General features: G+C 69.3%; 17 protein-coding genes. 15 read left to right on the top strand and 2 right to left on the bottom strand.

Annotated features, from left to right (window positions below; genetic code table 11):
- Positions 1 to 101 precede the first annotated feature (101 nt).
- Genes BM436_RS19550 through BM436_RS19535 form a run of 5 tightly spaced genes read left to right on the top strand, consistent with a single transcriptional unit; the run spans position 102 to position 3,385 of the window.
- Entirely contained in the window at positions 102 to 401 is a 300-nt protein-coding gene (locus tag BM436_RS19550) for an antibiotic biosynthesis monooxygenase family protein (protein WP_093557210.1), read from the top strand.
- Positions 398 to 562: a hypothetical protein gene (locus tag BM436_RS37135; protein ID WP_177307351.1), complete on the top strand. Its 165-nt coding sequence runs from the start codon at positions 398 to 400 to the stop codon at positions 560 to 562. The genes BM436_RS19550 and BM436_RS37135 overlap by 4 nt, the downstream gene beginning before the upstream one ends.
- Positions 563 to 574: 12 nt before the next feature.
- Positions 575 to 1,441 carry a cobalamin B12-binding domain-containing protein gene (locus BM436_RS19545; RefSeq protein ID WP_093557209.1) on the top strand — a complete coding sequence of 289 codons (867 nt, stop codon included), beginning with the start codon at positions 575 to 577 and terminating at the stop codon, positions 1,439 to 1,441.
- Positions 1,438 to 2,433, top strand: a complete 996-nt coding sequence (locus BM436_RS19540; protein WP_093557208.1) for a GGDEF domain-containing protein — start codon at positions 1,438 to 1,440, stop codon at positions 2,431 to 2,433. The genes BM436_RS19545 and BM436_RS19540 overlap by 4 nt, the downstream gene beginning before the upstream one ends.
- A gap of 31 nt (positions 2,434 to 2,464) precedes the next feature.
- Positions 2,465 to 3,385, top strand: coding sequence for a 2-hydroxyacid dehydrogenase (locus BM436_RS19535; protein WP_093557207.1), 921 nt, complete (start codon positions 2,465 to 2,467; stop codon positions 3,383 to 3,385).
- Positions 3,386 to 3,392: 7 nt separating this feature from the next.
- Here BM436_RS19535 and BM436_RS19530 read toward each other — a convergent pair whose 3' ends face one another.
- Positions 3,393 to 6,566: a glycoside hydrolase family 2 TIM barrel-domain containing protein gene (locus BM436_RS19530; protein WP_093557206.1), complete on the bottom strand. Its 3,174-nt coding sequence runs from the start codon at positions 6,564 to 6,566 to the stop codon at positions 3,393 to 3,395.
- Between the two features lie 98 nt (positions 6,567 to 6,664).
- Positions 6,665 to 7,582 (bottom strand): LysR family transcriptional regulator, encoded by a 918-nt coding sequence (locus BM436_RS19525; protein ID WP_093557205.1) that lies wholly within the window; start codon positions 7,580 to 7,582, stop codon positions 6,665 to 6,667.
- Positions 7,583 to 7,720: 138 nt separating this feature from the next.
- Between BM436_RS19525 and mdcA the strand changes: the two genes are divergently transcribed.
- From mdcA to BM436_RS19475, 10 genes are all read left to right on the top strand, one after another.
- Positions 7,721 to 9,394, top strand: a complete 1,674-nt coding sequence (gene mdcA / locus BM436_RS19520) for a malonate decarboxylase subunit alpha (protein WP_093557204.1) — start codon at positions 7,721 to 7,723, stop codon at positions 9,392 to 9,394.
- Positions 9,394 to 10,371, top strand: coding sequence for a triphosphoribosyl-dephospho-CoA synthase (locus BM436_RS19515; protein WP_229490511.1), 978 nt, complete (start codon positions 9,394 to 9,396; stop codon positions 10,369 to 10,371). Before mdcA ends, BM436_RS19515 begins: the two co-directional genes overlap by 1 nt.
- Positions 10,352 to 10,651: a malonate decarboxylase subunit delta gene (locus BM436_RS19510; protein WP_093557203.1), complete on the top strand. Its 300-nt coding sequence runs from the start codon at positions 10,352 to 10,354 to the stop codon at positions 10,649 to 10,651. Before BM436_RS19515 ends, BM436_RS19510 begins: the two co-directional genes overlap by 20 nt.
- Positions 10,648 to 11,499 carry a biotin-independent malonate decarboxylase subunit beta gene (locus BM436_RS19505; RefSeq protein WP_093557202.1) on the top strand — a complete coding sequence of 284 codons (852 nt, stop codon included), beginning with the start codon at positions 10,648 to 10,650 and terminating at the stop codon, positions 11,497 to 11,499. The genes BM436_RS19510 and BM436_RS19505 overlap by 4 nt, the downstream gene beginning before the upstream one ends.
- Entirely contained in the window at positions 11,496 to 12,368 is an 873-nt protein-coding gene (gene mdcE, locus BM436_RS19500) for a biotin-independent malonate decarboxylase subunit gamma (protein ID WP_093557201.1), read from the top strand. Before BM436_RS19505 ends, mdcE begins: the two co-directional genes overlap by 4 nt.
- An 85-nt stretch (positions 12,369 to 12,453) precedes the next feature.
- Positions 12,454 to 12,870, top strand: coding sequence for a malonate transporter subunit MadL (gene madL, locus BM436_RS19495; RefSeq protein WP_093557200.1), 417 nt, complete (start codon positions 12,454 to 12,456; stop codon positions 12,868 to 12,870).
- Between the two features lie 10 nt (positions 12,871 to 12,880).
- The gene (gene madM, locus BM436_RS19490; RefSeq protein ID WP_093557199.1) at positions 12,881 to 13,645 is read left to right on the top strand and encodes a malonate transporter subunit MadM; all 765 of its coding nucleotides are present in this window, start codon (positions 12,881 to 12,883) and stop codon (positions 13,643 to 13,645) included.
- Positions 13,646 to 13,648: 3 nt separating this feature from the next.
- Positions 13,649 to 14,362: a malonate decarboxylase holo-ACP synthase gene (locus BM436_RS19485; RefSeq protein ID WP_093557198.1), complete on the top strand. Its 714-nt coding sequence runs from the start codon at positions 13,649 to 13,651 to the stop codon at positions 14,360 to 14,362.
- On the top strand, positions 14,359 to 15,291 hold the full coding sequence (gene mdcH / locus BM436_RS19480; RefSeq protein WP_093557197.1) for a malonate decarboxylase subunit epsilon: 933 nt from the start codon (positions 14,359 to 14,361) through the stop codon (positions 15,289 to 15,291). Before BM436_RS19485 ends, mdcH begins: the two co-directional genes overlap by 4 nt.
- A 57-nt stretch (positions 15,292 to 15,348) precedes the next feature.
- Positions 15,349 to 15,890 (top strand): acetyl-coenzyme A synthetase N-terminal domain-containing protein (locus tag BM436_RS19475; RefSeq protein ID WP_143133232.1); only part of this gene is annotated, 542 nt, incomplete at its 3' end.

The following is a 15,890-nucleotide window of genomic DNA, read 5'->3' as shown; positions in this document are numbered from 1 at the left end:
CTACCCGGCGCGGGGGCGGGCGGAGGGCGCGCAAGCTGTTATGATGGTTCGCTGGCCTCTGCAGCTTCTGCTCGGCCGCATGTGGTCCCTGGGAGTACGCAATGTTTCTGTCCATTAGCCGTTTCGCGGTCGCCAACGACCTCGACGGCGCAGTACGCGACGCTTTTATCGCCCGTCCCCACCTTGTCGACACCGCCCCCGGCTTCATCCGCATGGAAGTCGCCAATCCCTGCGCGGATGAGAAGGAATTCTGGCTGCTGACATGGTGGCGCGACGCGGCCAGTTTCGACGCCTGGCATCACAGCCATTCCTACCGCGAGTCGCACCGCGGCATCCCGAAGGGCCTCAAGTTGGCCAAGGGCCGTACCGAGATGCTGCGCCTCGACGTCGTGGCGGCATGAGCGCCGCGCGCGGCGCCGGCTTGGAAAGCGAGCAATTGCGTGCGCGGGCGATGGACGCCGTGGTGAACGCGCTGTACGCGCGGCACCCGGAAATGAGCCACCGTTTCGGCCAGCAAGGCGTGGCCAGATGCAGGGAAGACATCGGCCACCATCTCGCCTAGCTCGACGGCGCCATGCTGGCCGATGAACCGGCCCTGTTCACGGATTACGCGGTCTGGCTGCGCAAAGTGCTGGAGAGCCGCAAGGTGCCGACCGGCCATCTGGCCGAATCGTTTGAACTGCTGGCGGCGTTCTTCACCGGACACCTGCCTGCCACCGTGGCGGCGCGCTTGAACCAGCTGTTGGCCGCCGGCGAGGACGCGCTGCGGCGGGACGACGGTTGCGATCCCTATCGGTATGCGCGCCATCCGCGGCTGCCCGAGACGGCGCGCTATCTGGAACAGGTCCTGCGCGGCGACCAGCGCGGGGCGCAGGAAACGTTCAATGCCTGCATGGGGAACGGCGCCTCGCTGAGCGAGGCCTCCGTGCGGCTGCTGCAGCCGGCGATGGTCGAAGTGGGCCATCTGTGGCAGGAAAACCGCATCACCGTGGCCCAGGAGCACCTGGCCACCGCGCTGAGCCAGAACGTGCTGGCGCGGGCCTACATGCACGCGTCCTTCGCGGCGCCCGTCGAGCGCAAGCTGATGCTCGCCTGCGTCGCCGGCAACCATCACGGCCTGGGCTTGCGCATCGTGTGCGACGCGTTCGAAACGATAGGCTGGGATGTCAGCTACCTCGGCACCGACGTGCCGACCGCCGGCCTGACACGTCAAATCGACGCCGAGAGGCCGGACATGCTTTGCCTGTCGCTGTCGCTGCCGGCGCATCTGCCGCTGGCGCGCGGCATACTGGAGGAACTGCGCGCGGAGCTCGGGGAGCGCTGCCCGCCCATCATGGTGGGAGGACAGGTCACCCTGGGCGGTGAACGCGTGTGGCGTGCGGTCAAGGCGGACGGCTGGGCCAGCGACGCCTTGCACGCGATCGCGCAATTCCCGCAATGAACCGCGCGGCCGATCCGGGAGAGCTGGACGCCGACACTTTGCTGGATTGCTGCAGGTACTTGAGCGCCGTGGTCGTTGCGGTGGTGCGCGAGGACGGGCGCCTGCTCGACTGCAACACCGGCTTCCGCCGCCTGTTGCGGGCGCGGATCGACGCGGAATCGGAAATGGTCGCTTCCTTTTTCTTCCGTCCGGCGTTCGGCACGCTCGCCGCCGAGCCGCCGCTGGGCGAGCAGCCCATTTATCGGGGCATGCTGATTGTCGGCGACAACCAGGTGGTCTGCCACTCGCTGCTCGGGGTGGTCCATCGCCTCGGCGACAAGCTGGTGCTGTTCGCGGAATTCGACATCGCCGAGTTGGAGAACCTGAACCAGCAGGTGCTGCAATTTAACGAGCAATTGATCGAGATGCAGCGCCAACTGGCGCGCAGGGAGCGGCGGCTGCGCGCCAGCGAGGAGCGTTTGCGCCAGCTCAGCAACACGGACCCGCTGACCGGCTTGGCGAACCGGCGCCATCTCGAGCAATTCATGCGGATGGCGGCCGGCCGCACGGACCGGCTGGGCGAGACCTTCTCCATCATCATGCTCGACATCGACCATTTCAAGCGCATCAACGACGTTCACGGCCACGACGCCGGCGACGTCGTGCTGTGCCACCTCGCCGGGCTGCTGGGCGCGACCATACGCGGGATCGACCTGGCGGCGCGCGTGGGCGGCGAGGAATTCGTGCTGGTGCTGCCCGCGACGGGGCTGAAGGTGGCGCTTGAATGCGCCGAGCGCTTGCGCGAGGCGGTCGCGCGTAACCGCCCCCCCGGCCTGGATGGCGACATCAGCGCCAGTTTCGGTGTCGTCCAGCACCGGCCGGGCGACGGCGCCGCCGACCTGCTCAAGCACGCCGACGAGGCGATGTACATCGCGAAGAACTCGGGGCGCAACCGGGTCGTCGCCTACGCCGGTCCATCCCTCGACCTTGCGCCGCCGGACGAATTTCGCTAGGCTGCCTGAAGACCGCTTTTCAGGAGTACACATGCACGACCTTTTGCAGCTTGGCGCCTTCCCGCCGCATTTCCAGGAACTGATCGACGCCGGGTTCCGCTGCCATAGCCTGGAGCAAGTGGAGCGCGACGACGCCTTGCGCGGCTCGCTGCGCGGCATCATCGCGCGCAGCAATAGCGAGGTTCCGGCCGCGCTGATCGCGCGCATGCCCAGCCTGGGCGTCATCTCCACCTTCGGCGTGGGCTACGAGCGCATTCCGCTGGCGCTGGCGCGGGAGCGCGGCATCGCCGTCAGCAACACGCCGGATGTGCTGAACGCCGCCGTGGCGGAGCTGGGCGTGGGCCTGGTGCTGGCCATGCTGCGCCAGCTGCCCCAGGTGGACCGCTTTGTCCGCGCTGGCCGCTGGCCCGAGGCCGCGTTTCCGCTCGGGGTCAGTCTGGCCGGCAAGCGCGTCGGCATCGCGGGGCTGGGCAGGATAGGCAAGGAAATCGCGCTGCGGCTGGAGCCGTTCGGCGTGTCCCTGTCCTATTACGGGCGGCACGACCAGGGCCTGGCGTGGCCCCATGTGCCGGACCTGTTGTCGCTGGCGGCGAACTGCGACATTCTGATTTCAATGCTGCCGGGCGGCGCCGGCACCGAGAAAATCATCGACCGCGCCGTGCTGGAGGCGCTGGGCCCGCAAGGGTACCTGGTGAACGTGGGACGCGGATCGGTGGTCAACGAGGAGGACCTGATCGACGCCCTCGGCCGCAAGGCGATCGCCGGGGCGGCGCTGGACGTGTTCGACAAGGAGCCGGACATCGACCAGCGCCTGTTCGCGCTCGACAACGTGGTGCTCACCTCGCACATCGGCAGCGCCACCCACGAGACGCGCATGGCCATGCTGCGTCTCACGCTGGACAACCTGCGCAGCTACTTCGACACCGGCGCGGTGCTCACGCCGGTTCTGTAGCGGTCGTTCAATAACGGAAGTACACCCGCCCCGCGTACTGGCCCGCCGCGTACGCGGGACGGCCGGATGGGCCCATGCGCTCCGCGTACACGAACTTGGAGCCCATGGCCGGTATCGCGTGCATGAAGGACAGGTCGCCAGCCGGGTATTCGGCGCTGGTGTAGGGATGGTCGCTGCGCGGCGTGCCTATGCGCAGATACATGCCCGCCGTTGGCGTCGACATCGTCACGCCGCCGGCCGTGGTCTCCAGGCGCGCCCAGCGCAGGCCCGCGAAGTAGCCCTGGAACTCCGGATACGTCCACGACGAGCCTTGCTGGATGTCGTTCCGCGCGCTGTCGTAGACGCCCAGCGTGGTGCCGTGCATGCGGTTCTGCCAGCTGCGGTAAGGGCCTTCGCCCAGCCAGCGCACCGACTTCATCGCCGCTTCCGGGTGGTCGAAGGTCACGCCGTGGAACAGGAATTCGCCGTCCAGCGCGTAGCGGTAGTCCAGTTGCAGCGTGCCGTCGGCGTGCAGCGTCCAGCGCACCTCGGCGATGCCGTTGCCGCCCTTGGCTTCCAGCCACGCGGTGGGCCTGGCGCCGCCTTCCACGCCGCTGGCCAGTTTGGCCGGCGTGGACGCCACGGCGGGGAAGCGGGCGGGGGATGCGCCGAGCCGCAGCGATTTCAAGGCCAGCGGCTGGCCGTCCGGTCCGGCCAGGCCGGTCAGCCGCACCGCCATCACCGGTTGCGGCGCGAACTCGAAGCGGCCGCCGTCGCCGGCGCGGCGCGACGCCTCGAACAGGGGCTTCCAGCGCTGGCCGTCGGCCGAGATTTCGAGCTTGTAGCTGGCGTACGCGATGGCGGGAGTCATTTCCACCACGACCTCGATGGTGCTGGCGGTCTGCACCTGGTCCAGGCGATGGACGCCCGTGGCGGTGTCCACCCGATTGAATGGAAGCCATTCGGTTACGGCCTCGTTCTTGGCGCGGGCGTAGGCCAGGCGGGGCCCGTTGCCCAGTTGCGCGGTCTTGCCGGCGCGGCTCAGGGCGCGCAGCGCGCCGGTGGCGTTGTCGAAGCTGGCGACGACGTCGCCGGCCACGAGGCGCGTTTCCGCGGCTTGCTTGTCGACGAGCGGGGCGGGGAGGGCCGCCGCGGCGCCACCCTCGGTGGCCACGTCCAGCCGTTCGGCCAGCAGCGGTGTCGCCCAGCTCCAGTCCCACAGCGATTTGCCGTCCGGGCCGAAGGCGGTGACTTGCAGCGCGTCCGCGCCCAGCTTGCGCCAGTCCGCCGGCAAGGCCAGGTCGAGCAGGCCGCTGGTCCCGGGGGCGACGGACGGCCCGCGCGCCTGGCCGGACGCCAGCACCGAAACGCCCGACGCGGCCGCCGTGCCGGCGGCATCGGGACCCGCGAAACGCACCAGCCGCCAACTGAAGCGGGTGCTCGACAGCGACGTGAAGTCGTAGTGATTGCTCAGCGCGAGCTTGCCGTCGAAGCCGGAATTGAGCGCCGGCGTGGCGATCCGCACCGGCGACCACAGATGGCGCACCGTGTGGAAGCTGCCTTCCTTCTCGTGCCGCGGTCCCACCAGCCCGTCCGGCGCGTAGGTGCTGAAGACGTCAATCCCGCCCTGCCTGTCGGTGCGCGCGATGCCCTCGTCGGCGAACACCCAGAAGATGCCGCCGGCGCCGTAGGGCGAGGCGGTGATGGCGTTCCAGTAGTCGTCCAGCCCCGCGCCGCCGCCGCCGTCGTACAGGCCGTGCAGGAACTCGGTGGGCAGCAGCAGGTTGGGGCCCTGCAGGCGCTGCGTCAGCAACGCGTAGTTGGGATAGTGCTTGGTGTCGACGTCGCCGTGCAGCTCCCACGGGTGGAGCACGTTGCGCTTCTGCGGGTCGTACAGCGCGAAGTCGCCGTCGATGGCGCGGTTCCAGCCGCCCTCGTTGCCGTTGTCCCAGAACAGGATGCTCGGATGGTTCACGTCGCGCGTGATCATTTCCTTCACCAGGCGGCGGCCCGTTTCCGTGTCGTGCGCGGCCTGCCAGCCGCTGAGCTCATTGAGCACGTACAGCCCCAGTTCGTCGGCCGCCTCCATGAAGGCCGGGTCGGGCGGGTAGTGCGACATGCGCGCCGTGTTCATGTTCATTTCCTTGATCAGGCGCGCGTCGGCGTAGCTGTCCTCGCGGGTCAGCGCGCGGCCGGTGTCGGGACGGAAGCTGTGGCGGTTGACGCCCTTGATCAGGATGCGCTTGCCGTTCAGGTACAGGCCGTCGCCCTTGCGCACTTCGAAGGTGCGGAAGCCGAAGCGTTCCTGTGTGGCGTGCAGCGGCTTGCCGCCCTGGCGCAAGGTCAGGCGCAGCGTGTACAGATTGGGCGTCTCCGCCGTCCACAGCCGGGGCGCGGCGGCGCGGGTGCGCAGCACGATTTTGCTAGCGCTACCATCGACGGTGGCCGAAAACGGCTGGCCGACCTGTTTGCCGTCCGCGCCGTGGATGCTGCCCTCGACCACCGCGCCGGCCGGGGCGCCGGCCACGGTGACGTCCGCCGTCAGGGTGCCGTCGGCGCGCGCGTCGATGGCGGTGTGGTTGATCGATTGCGGCGGCGCGGCCTCCAGCCACACGGGCCGGAAAATCCCGCCGAACATCCAATAGTCGCCCTTGTTCTCGGCGGCGGCGGTGGCGGTGTTGGCCGAAACCTTGGCCACGTCCACTTCCAGCAGGTTGTCGGCGGAAGAACCGTATTTCACCAGTTGCGTGACGTCGAAGCCGAAGCGGTAGAAGCCGCCGATGTGCGTGGGGCCGGCGGCCACGCCGTTGACCTTCACGGTGGCGTCGGTCATCACGCCTTCGAACACCAGGCGCACCGGCCGTCCCTGCCATGCCGGCGGCACGGCGAAGCGCAGGCGGTACAGGCCATGCTCACTGTGATGCTTGGGCGCCTCTCCGTAATCGTAGGAGCCGAAACCGTGCTGCTCCCAGTTCGACGGGACGGGAATCGTGGTCCATTCCCCTGCGCGCCGGCCCGCGGTCACGGAAAACTCCCATGGCACGGCGTCCTTGGGACCCAGGCCGGAGAGGTAGCGGATTTCGGTTTGCGGCGCGGCCGGGGCGGCGTACGCGGAGGAGGGAGGCAGAACGGATTGCAGCACGAATGCGGCGGTGGCCAGGGCGCATGCGGGCTGCAGCCACGACGAGGCGGATAGGATCATGTTTTTTTGTGGTGAGGGGAGGGAAAGGCGCCAGCGAGTGTAGCACCTTTGATATGGGCCCGGAAGCGCCGGCCCCGCTCATCGGGATGAGAATATGCTTACCGCAGCGGGCTGTGTTTGCCGTACATGCGGCATTCGGCCGCCAGGGCCAGCAGGTTGGGATCGCGTTCGCGGTTGCGCGGCAGCAGGAGCGTGATGCGCTGGTGCGAGACGTAGCGCGCCTCCAGCGGGATCAGCTGGATGCGCGAACTGAATTCGGCCACCCGGCCCGGCAGCAGGCTGTAGCCGATGCCGCCGCTGACCAGGTTAATCAGCGAGAAGATGTCGCCCACCCGCATCACGGTCTCCGGCACGAATCCGGCTTGGCGGAAGGCGTGCTGGAAGCTGTCCGCCGTGACGAAGCCGCCGCCGAGGGTAATGAACTTCTCGTCGCGCATGGTTTGCAGGTCTATCCGCGCCAGGCCCGCGTAGGGCGAGCCCAGGGGCGCGGCCAGCATCACCTCGTCCTCGAACAGCGGCACGGCGATCAGGTCCTTGTCCTCCAGCGCTTGCTGCACGCCGATCACGACCGCGTCCAGCCGGCCGTCGGCGAGGCTGCGCAGCAGTTCCTCGTTGGAGCCCAGCGTCAGGTCCACCTGCAAGTCCGGCTTGCGCAGCTTGAGGGCGATGAGCAATTGCGGGATGCAGCGCAGCGTCAGTGAATACAGCGACCCGATCCGCATGCGGCCGGCGTCGAAGCCCGCCAGTTCGCGCACCTTGCGGATGCCTTCCTCGCACTCGCCGACGGCGCGCTGCGCGTGCTTGGCCAAGGCGTAGGCGGTGGGCAGGGCCGTCAGATTGCGGCCCTCGCGCTTGAACAGGGGGCAGCGCAGGCCCTCCTCCAGCGAGTGCAGGGCGCGGTGCACGCTGACGGTGCTTTGTCCCTGTTCCTCGGCCACGCGCGCCAGGCTGCCCAGGCGCATGAAGGCCAGGAACACTTCCAGCTTCTTGAGGGTGATTTCTTCGTCGATGGCCATGCCGCCAATTGTAGCCCCAATGCCGCCCTGAAGCGCCCGGAATCATTACTCTTGGAGTAAACATCGCGCTGCCAGGTTGATTGTATGGCATGGCCATCCTTCCTATGCTGTGTTGTACGAACCTAGGAGGGAGACACAATGCAAACCACAAACCCGTCCGCAACCGCGCCGGCCCGGCGCTGGGACACGCGGAGGACCGAGAAACAGCGCCGCCTGGCCGCCGTGGCGCATCTATGCGAAGGGCCCGTGCTGCGCCCCGACCGCATCGTCGAGGCGCTGCAGAAACTGGTCGTCAGCGGCGACCGCGTCGTACTTGAAGGTAATAATCAAAAGCAGGCCGATTTCCTGGCCCGCTCGCTGGTGCAAGTGGATCCGGACCTGGTCAACCACCTGCACCTGATCATGCCCAGCGTAAGCCTGCCGGAGCACCTGGACCTGTTCGAGCGCGGCATCGCCCGCAAGCTCGATTTCGCCTTCGCCGGCGCGCAAAGCCTGCGCATCTCGCAATTCCTGCAGGACGGGCTGCTGGAGATGGGCGCCATCCACACCTATGTGGAGCTGTACGCGCGGCTGTATGTGGACCTGTCGCCCAACGTGGTCATGGTGGCCGGCTACATGGCCGACCGCCAGGGCAATCTGTACACCGGCCCCAGCACGGAGGACACGCCGACGCTGGTGGAGGCGGCCGCTTTCCGCGACGGCATCGTGATCGCCCAGGTCAACCAGATCGTCGACAATCCGGGCGACCTGCCGCGGGTGGACATTCCCGGTTCCTGGATCGACTTCGTGGTGGAATCGGACAAGCCGTTCTATATCGAGCCGCTGTTCACCCGCGACCCGCGCCTGGTCAAGCCGCTGCACATCCTGATGGCGATGATGGCGATACGCGGCGTCTACGAGCGGCACCAGGTGCAGTCGCTCAACCACGGCATCGGCTTCAACACCGCCGCCATCGAGCTGATCCTGCCGACCTACGGCGAGCAACTGGGCCTGAAGGGCAAGATCTGCCGCAACTGGACCCTGAATCCCCACCCCACGCTGATCCCCGCCATTGAAAGCGGCTGGGTAGAGAGCGTGCACTGCTTCGGCGCGGAGCTGGGCATGGAGGCCTACGCGGCGGCGCGGCCGGACATCTTCTTCACGGGGCGCGACGGGTCCATGCGCTCGAACCGCGCGCTGTGCCAGCTGGCCGGCCAGTACGCGGTGGACCTGTTCATCGGCTCCACCCTGCAGATGGATGGCCTGGGCAATTCCTCCACCGTCACGCGCGGCCGGTTGACGGGCTTCGGCGGCGCGCCGAACATGGGCCACGACCCGCACGGCCGGCGCCACGCCACGCCGGCCTGGCTGGACCTGATCGAGACCGACGACCCGCTGGCGCGCGGCAAGAAGCTGGTGGTGCAGATGGTGGAAACCTTCCAGGACGGCGGCCAGCCCTCCATCGTCGAATCGCTGGACGCGGTGGCGGTGGGCAAGGCGTCCGGCATGCCGCTGGCGCCGGTGATGATCTACGGCGACGACGTGACCCACGTGCTGACGGAGGAGGGCATCGCCTATCTGTACAAGGCGCGTTCGCTGGAGGAGCGCAAGGCCATGCTGGCGGCGGTGTCGGGCGTGACGCCGGTGGGCATGCGGCACAACCCGAAGGACACCGCGCGCATGCGCGGCGAAGGGCTGATCGCGCTGCCGGAGGACATCGGCGTGCAGCGCGCCGACGCCACCCGTTCACTGCTGGCCGCCAAGAGCATCGGCGAGCTGGTGGAGTGGTCGGATGGCTTGTACAACCCGCCCGCGAAATTCAGGAGCTGGTGATGAATGCCTTGAATCCAATGGAGATAGCGACGGCCAGCGCGGCTGGGGACAGACCCTCCGCGTCGTATGCCCCGGTCCTGGCCTGGGACGCCGAACGCGGGCCTGTCCCCGGTTTCGAGCTGGCGGACTGGCTCGCGGATGCGGCCGTGGACGCCCTGATCGACGAGGCCACGCTCACGCCGAAACCCGGCCTGGTGGACCTGCGCGGCAACGGCGCCCACGACGACTTGAACTGGATGCTGATGTGCCATTCGGCCCGCGCGCTGCGGCCGGCCTTCCACGCCATGGCGCTGGCCGGCGGCGCGATCGCGGATCCGCGGACCCTGCGCGAGCGTATCGGCGCGGCGGGCCGCGACGCGGAACGCGCCATGATGCACGCCACGGCCGGGGTCAACACCCACCGCGGCGCCATCTGGGCATTGGGACTGATCGTCACCGCCGCCGCGCAAGACCCGGCGGCGCGTTCCGCCCAGGCGGTGGCCGGCCGCGCCGGCGCGCTGGCCCGGCTGCACGACCGGCACGCCCCCGCGCTCACCGGCAACAAGGGCGCGCTGGCCTGCCTGCGGCACGGCGTGGGCGGCGCGCGCTCCCAGGCGCAGCGGGACTTCCCGCACGTGATCGAGCTGGCGCTGCCGATGCTGCGCCAGTCCCGCCGCCGAGGCGACAGCGAAGACGCGGCGCGCCTGAACGCCCTGCTGGCCGTGATGGCGCGGCTGGACGACACCTGCCTGCTGGCGCGTGGCGGCCGCGCCGCGCTGGAAGCCGCGCAGCAAGGCGCGCAATGCGTGCTGGACGCCGGCGGCGCCGGCGGGGTGGAAGGCGCGGCGGCGCTGCACGCGCTGGGCGAGGACTTGGTGGCGCTGCGCGTATCGCCGGGCGGCGCGGCGGACCTGCTGGCGGCGGCGCTGCTGCTCGACGGCATAGAGAACGACAACATGGAAGAAGTGGAGACGCATCATGGAACAACTGCGGTTTGAATACGCGGCCGGGCAGCCGGCCGCAGGGCGCGCGCTGGCCGGCGTGGTCAGCTCGGGCGACCTGGAGGTATTGCTGGAGCCCGCGCCGGCGGGACGCACCACGGTGCTGGTGCAGACCTCGGTGAAGGGTTTCGGCGCGACCTGGCAGGCCTTGCTGGACCGGGTGTTCTCGGCCGAGCCGCTGCCCGCGGCGAGCATCGAGATCCACGACAGTGGCGCGACGCCCGGCGTGGTGCGCATGCGCATCGAACAGGCTTACGAGGAGGCGGCGCGGCCATGAACACCCAACAACTACTTTCCCGCGACAGCTTCATCGAGCGCGGCGCGCGCAGCCGCGCCAGGGCGCTGCTGGACGAGGGCGGCATGACGGAACTGGTCGGCCCCTTCGACCGGATTACGTCGCCCTGGCTGGCCATGCAGCACATCGTGGTGCAGGCCGACGACGGCGTGATCGTCGCCAAGGGCACGCTGGACGGCCTGCCCACCGTGGTGCTGGCGATAGAGGGCGCCTTCCAGGGCGGCAGCATGGGCGAGGTGGGCGGCGCCAAGATCGCCGGCGCGCTGGAGCTGGCGGCGGAGGACAACCGCAACGGCGTGCCGACGCAGGCCGTGATCCTGTTCGAAACGGGCGGGGTCCGGCTGCAGGAGGCCAATCTGGGACTGGCGGCGATTGCCGAGATCCAGGCGGCGATCGTGGACCTGCGGCGCTACCGCCCGGTGATCGGCGTGAGCGCGGGCACTGTGGGCTGCTATGGCGGCATGTCCATCGCTGCGGGGCTGTGTTCCTGGCTGGTGCTCACCAGCGAGGCGCGCCTGGGGCTGAACGGCCCGCAGGTGATCGAGCAGGAGGCGGGCGTGGCCGAATTCGACTCGCGCAACCGGCCCTTCATCTGGAGCCTGACCGGCGGCGAACAGCGCCACCAGTCGCGGTTGGCTGACTTCTGCGTGGAGGACGACACGGCCGCCATCCGCGCCACGCTGGCCGGGCTGTTCCGGCAAGGCCCGCCGGAACGGCACCGCAGCCAGCGCCATGAAGAATTCCTGGCCTGCCTGGAGCGGGTGGATGCCACGGTGCAGGCTAGCGCGCAGCAGGTGCGCGCGATTTACGGTAAAGGAGTGCAGTCATGAACACGCTAGTCAATCTCGATGCGGACGACGCGGCCGGCGACAGCCCTGCAACCGAATCCGCCAGCAGGGGAGCCCGCTGGCTCGCCGCGCTGACCGGCGGCGCAACGCCGGCGCCAGGCTACTGCGCCGCCGTGCGGGTGGCGGACGCCGAACTGGCCGGCCAGCCGGCCCGCTACATCGCCGTGGTGCCGGACCCGCACAACCGCTTCGCGCGGGCCCGCAACGGCGAGATCGGCCTGGTCGAAGGCTGGCAACTGGCGCGCGCGGTGGGGGAGGTCGTCCAGGCCGACCGGGCCGCGCCGGTCAAGCGGCCCATCGTGGCCGTGATCGATGTCGCCAGCCAGGCCTACGGCCGCGCCGAGGAGGCCTACGGCATACACCAGGCGCTGGCCGGCGCGGCGGGCGCCTATGCGGAGGCGCGGCTGGCCGGGCATCCGGTGATCGGGCTGATCGTCGGCAGCGCCATGTCCGGCGCCTTCCTGGCGCACGGCTACCAGGCCAACCGCCTGATCGCCTTCGACGACCGCAAGGTCATGGTGCATGCGATGGGCAAGGCCTCCGCCGCGCGCATCACCCTGCGCTCGGTGGAGGCGCTGGAGGAACTGGCCGCCAGCGTGCCGCCGATGGCCTACGACATCCAGAGCTACGCCTCGCTGGGCATGCTGTGGCGCGTGCTGGCCCCGGCCGATCCCGACGCGGCGACGGCGACGGACACCGCCATGGTGCGGGAGTCGCTGGAACAGGCGCTGGCCGACATCCTGGCCAGTGGCGATCGCGGGCTGGGCGGGCGGCTGAACGGACCGCACCGGCAGGCCTCGAGAAAGGTGAGGGAACTGCTGCGCGAGCAATGGCAAGGCGCGGCGCGATGAGATTGCGGTAATAACTCCGCGGGTGCGCGGCACAATAAAAACCAGCCACCGCCCGCTTTTCTGACTTCGAACTGGAGGAGACATCATGATTATCTATGGAACCGCACTACTGGCCGTGTGCCACTTGCTGGGCATTTTCCTCGGCGACCTGCTGGGCGCCCTGATCGGCGTGAAAACCAATGTCGGCGGGGTGGGCATCGCCATGATCCTGCTGATTTTCGCGCGGCTGTACATGCACAAGCGCGGCCTGATGCCGCAGACCACGGAGCTGGGCGTGACCTTCTGGGGCGCGATGTACATCCCGGTGGTGGTGGCGATGGCGGCCCAGCAGAACGTGGTGGCGGCGCTGAAAGGCGGACCGGTGGCGCTGCTGGCGGCGGTGGGCACCCTGGTGGTGTGCGCCTGCACCATCTCGCTGATCAACCGCGGCGAAAAGACCGGCGCGAGCGAGACCGCCAACAATCCGGCCACCGGTCCATCCACCACCGCCAAGACGGCATAAGGAGAACATCATGATCGAAATGCTCGAAAAAACCGTGCTGCACAACGGACTGGTGACCGCCTTCGCCGTGGTCGGCCTGATCATGTACGTGTCGATGCTGCTATCGAAGCACCTGACGTTCGGCCGGGTGCATGGCTCGGCCATCGCCATCGTGATCGGCTTGGGGCTGGCCTATTGGGGCGGCAGCCACACCGGGGGCCAGAAGGGGCTGGCGGACCTGTCCCTGTTCAGCGGCATCGGCCTGATGGGCGGCGCCATGCTGCGCGACTTTGCCATCGTGGCCACCGCGTTCGAGGTGCAGGCCACCGAGGCGCGCAAGGCCGGCATGATAGGCGTGGTGGCGCTGGTGCTGGGCACGGTGCTGCCCTTTATCGTCGGCGCCAGCGTGGCCTACGCCTTCGGCTACCGCGACGCGGTCAGCATGACCACCATCGGCGCCGGCGCGGTCACCTACATCGTGGGTCCCGTCACGGGTGCGGCCATCGGCGCCAGCTCCGAGCTCATGGCGCTCAGCATCGCGACCGGCCTGGTGAAGGCCATCCTGGTGATGGTGGGCACGCCGGTGGCGGCCGGATTCCTGGGCTTGAGGACGCCGCGTTCGGCGATGGTCTTTGGCGGCTTGGCCGGCACCGTCAGCGGCGTCTCGGCCGGCCTCGCGGCCACCGACCGCAAGCTGGTGCCCTACGGGACGCTGGTGGCGACCTTCCACACGGGCCTGGGCTGCCTGATGGGGCCATCGATACTGTATTTCGCGACCAAGTCGCTGGTGGGTTGAGCAATGAGCCACGCCGGATACTGGCCGCACGACCTGCTCTGGGTGGCGGAGGGCGGCGTGCGGGTGGACGGAGCCTGGCCGGAATGGGCCGACGCGGACTGGATGCGCCGGGCGCCCGTGGTGGTGCGGCGCGAAGCCACGGCCGGCGCCCTGCTGCCGGTCGGCCTGCGCGGCCTGGCGCGCAACCAGCGCTGCAAGGGTTATGTGCACCAGGACGCGGTGCTGCGCCGTGTCACCCCCGAGATGCTGGCTGCGCCCGAGAATACCCGCGGCCCGGAACAGGGGACAGTCCCGCGGTCCCCGGCGCCAGCCTTGGCCAGCCCGCGTGGCGCGGAGGGACTGTCCCCGGTTTGCGCCGCGGGACTGGGCGGAATCGCCGCGGCGCTGAACGCAATCGCCGCCGCGCTGGACGCGACGGGCCTGAGTTGGGGCCCCACCGGCGGCGTCGGCTTCTACCTTGCCACGGGCATCGAAGTCCTGCGCCCGGACAGCGACCTTGACCTGCTGGTGCGCGCCCCGCAACCGCTGGACGCCGCGCGGACGGCGGCGCTGGCCGCCATCCAGGCCGGCGCGGACCTTCGCGTGGACATCCAGATCGACACCGGCGAGGGTGCCTTCGCGCTGGCCGAATGGCTGCGCGGCGGCCGCGTGATGCTGAAGACCGCCACCGGTCCGCGGCTGTGCGCCGACCCCTGGCAGGCGGGGGCGGCGCCATGAGTGTCCTGTACACCTTCCCCGGCCAGGGCGCGCAAAAGCCCGGCATGCTGCACGCGCTGCCCGACCACCCTGAAACGGCGCGGACGCTGGCCGAAACCGCCGCCGCGCTGGGACGGGACCCGCTGGCGCTGGACAGCGAACAAGCCCTCGCTTCGACCGTCGCGACCCAGCTTTGCCTGCTGGCCGCCGGCGTGGCGATGGCGCGCGTGCTGGCGGCGCATGGCGCCGAGCCGGACATGGTGGCGGGCCTGTCGATAGGCGCCTACCCGGCCGCCGTCGCCGCCGGCGTGATCGCCTACCCGGACGCCGTGCGGCTGGTGGCGCGCCGGGCCGAACTGATGGAGCAGGGCTACCCGCACGGCTACGGCATGTGGGCCATCGGCGGGCTCGATCAGGGACAGCTGGAACCGCTGATCGCGCAAGTGCACCGCGCCGCCTCGCCGGTGTACCTGGCCAATCTGAACGCGCCGCGCCAGCAGGTGATCGCCGGCGGGCGGGACGCGTTGCGGCGCGTGGCGGATCTGGCGCTGGCCGCCGGCGCCACCAGGGCCGAAGCGCTGGACGTCGGCGTACCGTCGCATTGCGCGCTGCTGGACGCGCAGGCGAAGCGCATGCAAGAGGCCTTCGATGGCGTGCCGCTGTCGCGCCCCAAGGCCGTCTATATCAGCGGCGGAAGCGCACGCGCGCTGTTCGATCCGCGCGCCATCCGCGACGACCTGGCTGCCAACATGGCGCGCCAGGTCCACTGGTTCGACACCGCCCGCCACGCCTGGGAGCGGGGCGCCCGGCTGGCGCTGGAAATGCCCAGCGGCGCCGTGTTGACCGGATTGACCGCGCCCGTATTCGAATCGGGATTGGCGCTCAGTTGCGAAGGCAACCGGATCGACACCGTGCTGGCGCTGCTGGCGCAAGAGAAATCGCGGCGCTGAGCGGGCGTCCACGGAACGCGGCCGCTAGCGCCTCTATCATCATTCAAGGAGACAAGCATGTCCGAATCAGATCACACCACGCATGAAAACCGCGTCTTCGCGCCTCCGGCGGACTTCGCCGCGCAGGCCAATGTATCCGGCATGGCGGCCTACCGCGCCCTGTGCGCGGCGGCGGAACTGGACTACGAGGGCTTTTGGGCGCGCCTGGCGCGCGAGCACATCGAATGGAAGGAGCCCTTCACCCGCACGCTGAACGAGGACAACGCCCCGTTCTATCGGTGGTTCGAAGGCGGCAAGCTCAACGTTTCGTACAACTGCCTGGACCGCAATCTGGCCAACGGCAACGCCGACAAGACCGCCATCATCTTCGAGGCGGACGACGGCGCCGTCGCCAAGGTCAGCTACAAGGAACTGCACGAGAAGGTTTGCAAGTTCGCCAACGGCCTGAAGTCGCGCGGCATCAAGAAGGGCGACCGCGTCATCATCTACATGAGCATGTCGGTCGAAGGCGTGGCCGCCATGCAGGCCTGCGCGCGCATCGGCGCCACGCACTCGGTGGTGTTCGGCGGCTTCTCCGCCAAGTCGCTGCAGGAGCGCAT

Origin of the sequence: Pseudoduganella namucuonensis, from assembly GCF_900116645.1 — a bacterium.
GTDB classification, from domain to species: domain Bacteria; phylum Pseudomonadota; class Gammaproteobacteria; order Burkholderiales; family Burkholderiaceae_D; genus Rugamonas; species Rugamonas namucuonensis.
The sequence above is the reverse complement of the archived record's forward strand: the minus strand, read 5'-3'. Positions and strand labels throughout refer to the sequence as shown.

What these genes read in the sequence shown, in the direction of transcription:
- BM436_RS19550 (WP_093557210.1), top strand. Translation starts at nt 102, where the DNA reads ATGTTTCTGTCCATTAGCCGTTTCGCGGTCGCCAACGACCTCGACGGC.
- BM436_RS37135 (WP_177307351.1), top strand. Translation starts at nt 398, where the DNA reads ATGAGCGCCGCGCGCGGCGCCGGCTTGGAAAGCGAGCAATTGCGTGCG.
- BM436_RS19545 (WP_093557209.1), top strand. Translation starts at nt 575, where the DNA reads ATGCTGGCCGATGAACCGGCCCTGTTCACGGATTACGCGGTCTGGCTG.
- BM436_RS19540 (WP_093557208.1), top strand. Translation starts at nt 1,438, where the DNA reads ATGAACCGCGCGGCCGATCCGGGAGAGCTGGACGCCGACACTTTGCTG.
- BM436_RS19535 (WP_093557207.1), top strand. Translation starts at nt 2,465, where the DNA reads ATGCACGACCTTTTGCAGCTTGGCGCCTTCCCGCCGCATTTCCAGGAA.
- BM436_RS19530 (WP_093557206.1), bottom strand. Translation starts at nt 6,566, where the DNA reads ATGATCCTATCCGCCTCGTCGTGGCTGCAGCCCGCATGCGCCCTGGCC.
- BM436_RS19525 (WP_093557205.1), bottom strand. Translation starts at nt 7,582, where the DNA reads ATGGCCATCGACGAAGAAATCACCCTCAAGAAGCTGGAAGTGTTCCTG.
- mdcA (WP_093557204.1), top strand. Translation starts at nt 7,721, where the DNA reads ATGCAAACCACAAACCCGTCCGCAACCGCGCCGGCCCGGCGCTGGGAC.
- BM436_RS19515 (WP_229490511.1), top strand. Translation starts at nt 9,394, where the DNA reads ATGAATGCCTTGAATCCAATGGAGATAGCGACGGCCAGCGCGGCTGGG.
- BM436_RS19510 (WP_093557203.1), top strand. Translation starts at nt 10,352, where the DNA reads ATGGAACAACTGCGGTTTGAATACGCGGCCGGGCAGCCGGCCGCAGGG.
- BM436_RS19505 (WP_093557202.1), top strand. Translation starts at nt 10,648, where the DNA reads ATGAACACCCAACAACTACTTTCCCGCGACAGCTTCATCGAGCGCGGC.
- mdcE (WP_093557201.1), top strand. Translation starts at nt 11,496, where the DNA reads ATGAACACGCTAGTCAATCTCGATGCGGACGACGCGGCCGGCGACAGC.
- madL (WP_093557200.1), top strand. Translation starts at nt 12,454, where the DNA reads ATGATTATCTATGGAACCGCACTACTGGCCGTGTGCCACTTGCTGGGC.
- madM (WP_093557199.1), top strand. Translation starts at nt 12,881, where the DNA reads ATGATCGAAATGCTCGAAAAAACCGTGCTGCACAACGGACTGGTGACC.
- BM436_RS19485 (WP_093557198.1), top strand. Translation starts at nt 13,649, where the DNA reads ATGAGCCACGCCGGATACTGGCCGCACGACCTGCTCTGGGTGGCGGAG.
- mdcH (WP_093557197.1), top strand. Translation starts at nt 14,359, where the DNA reads ATGAGTGTCCTGTACACCTTCCCCGGCCAGGGCGCGCAAAAGCCCGGC.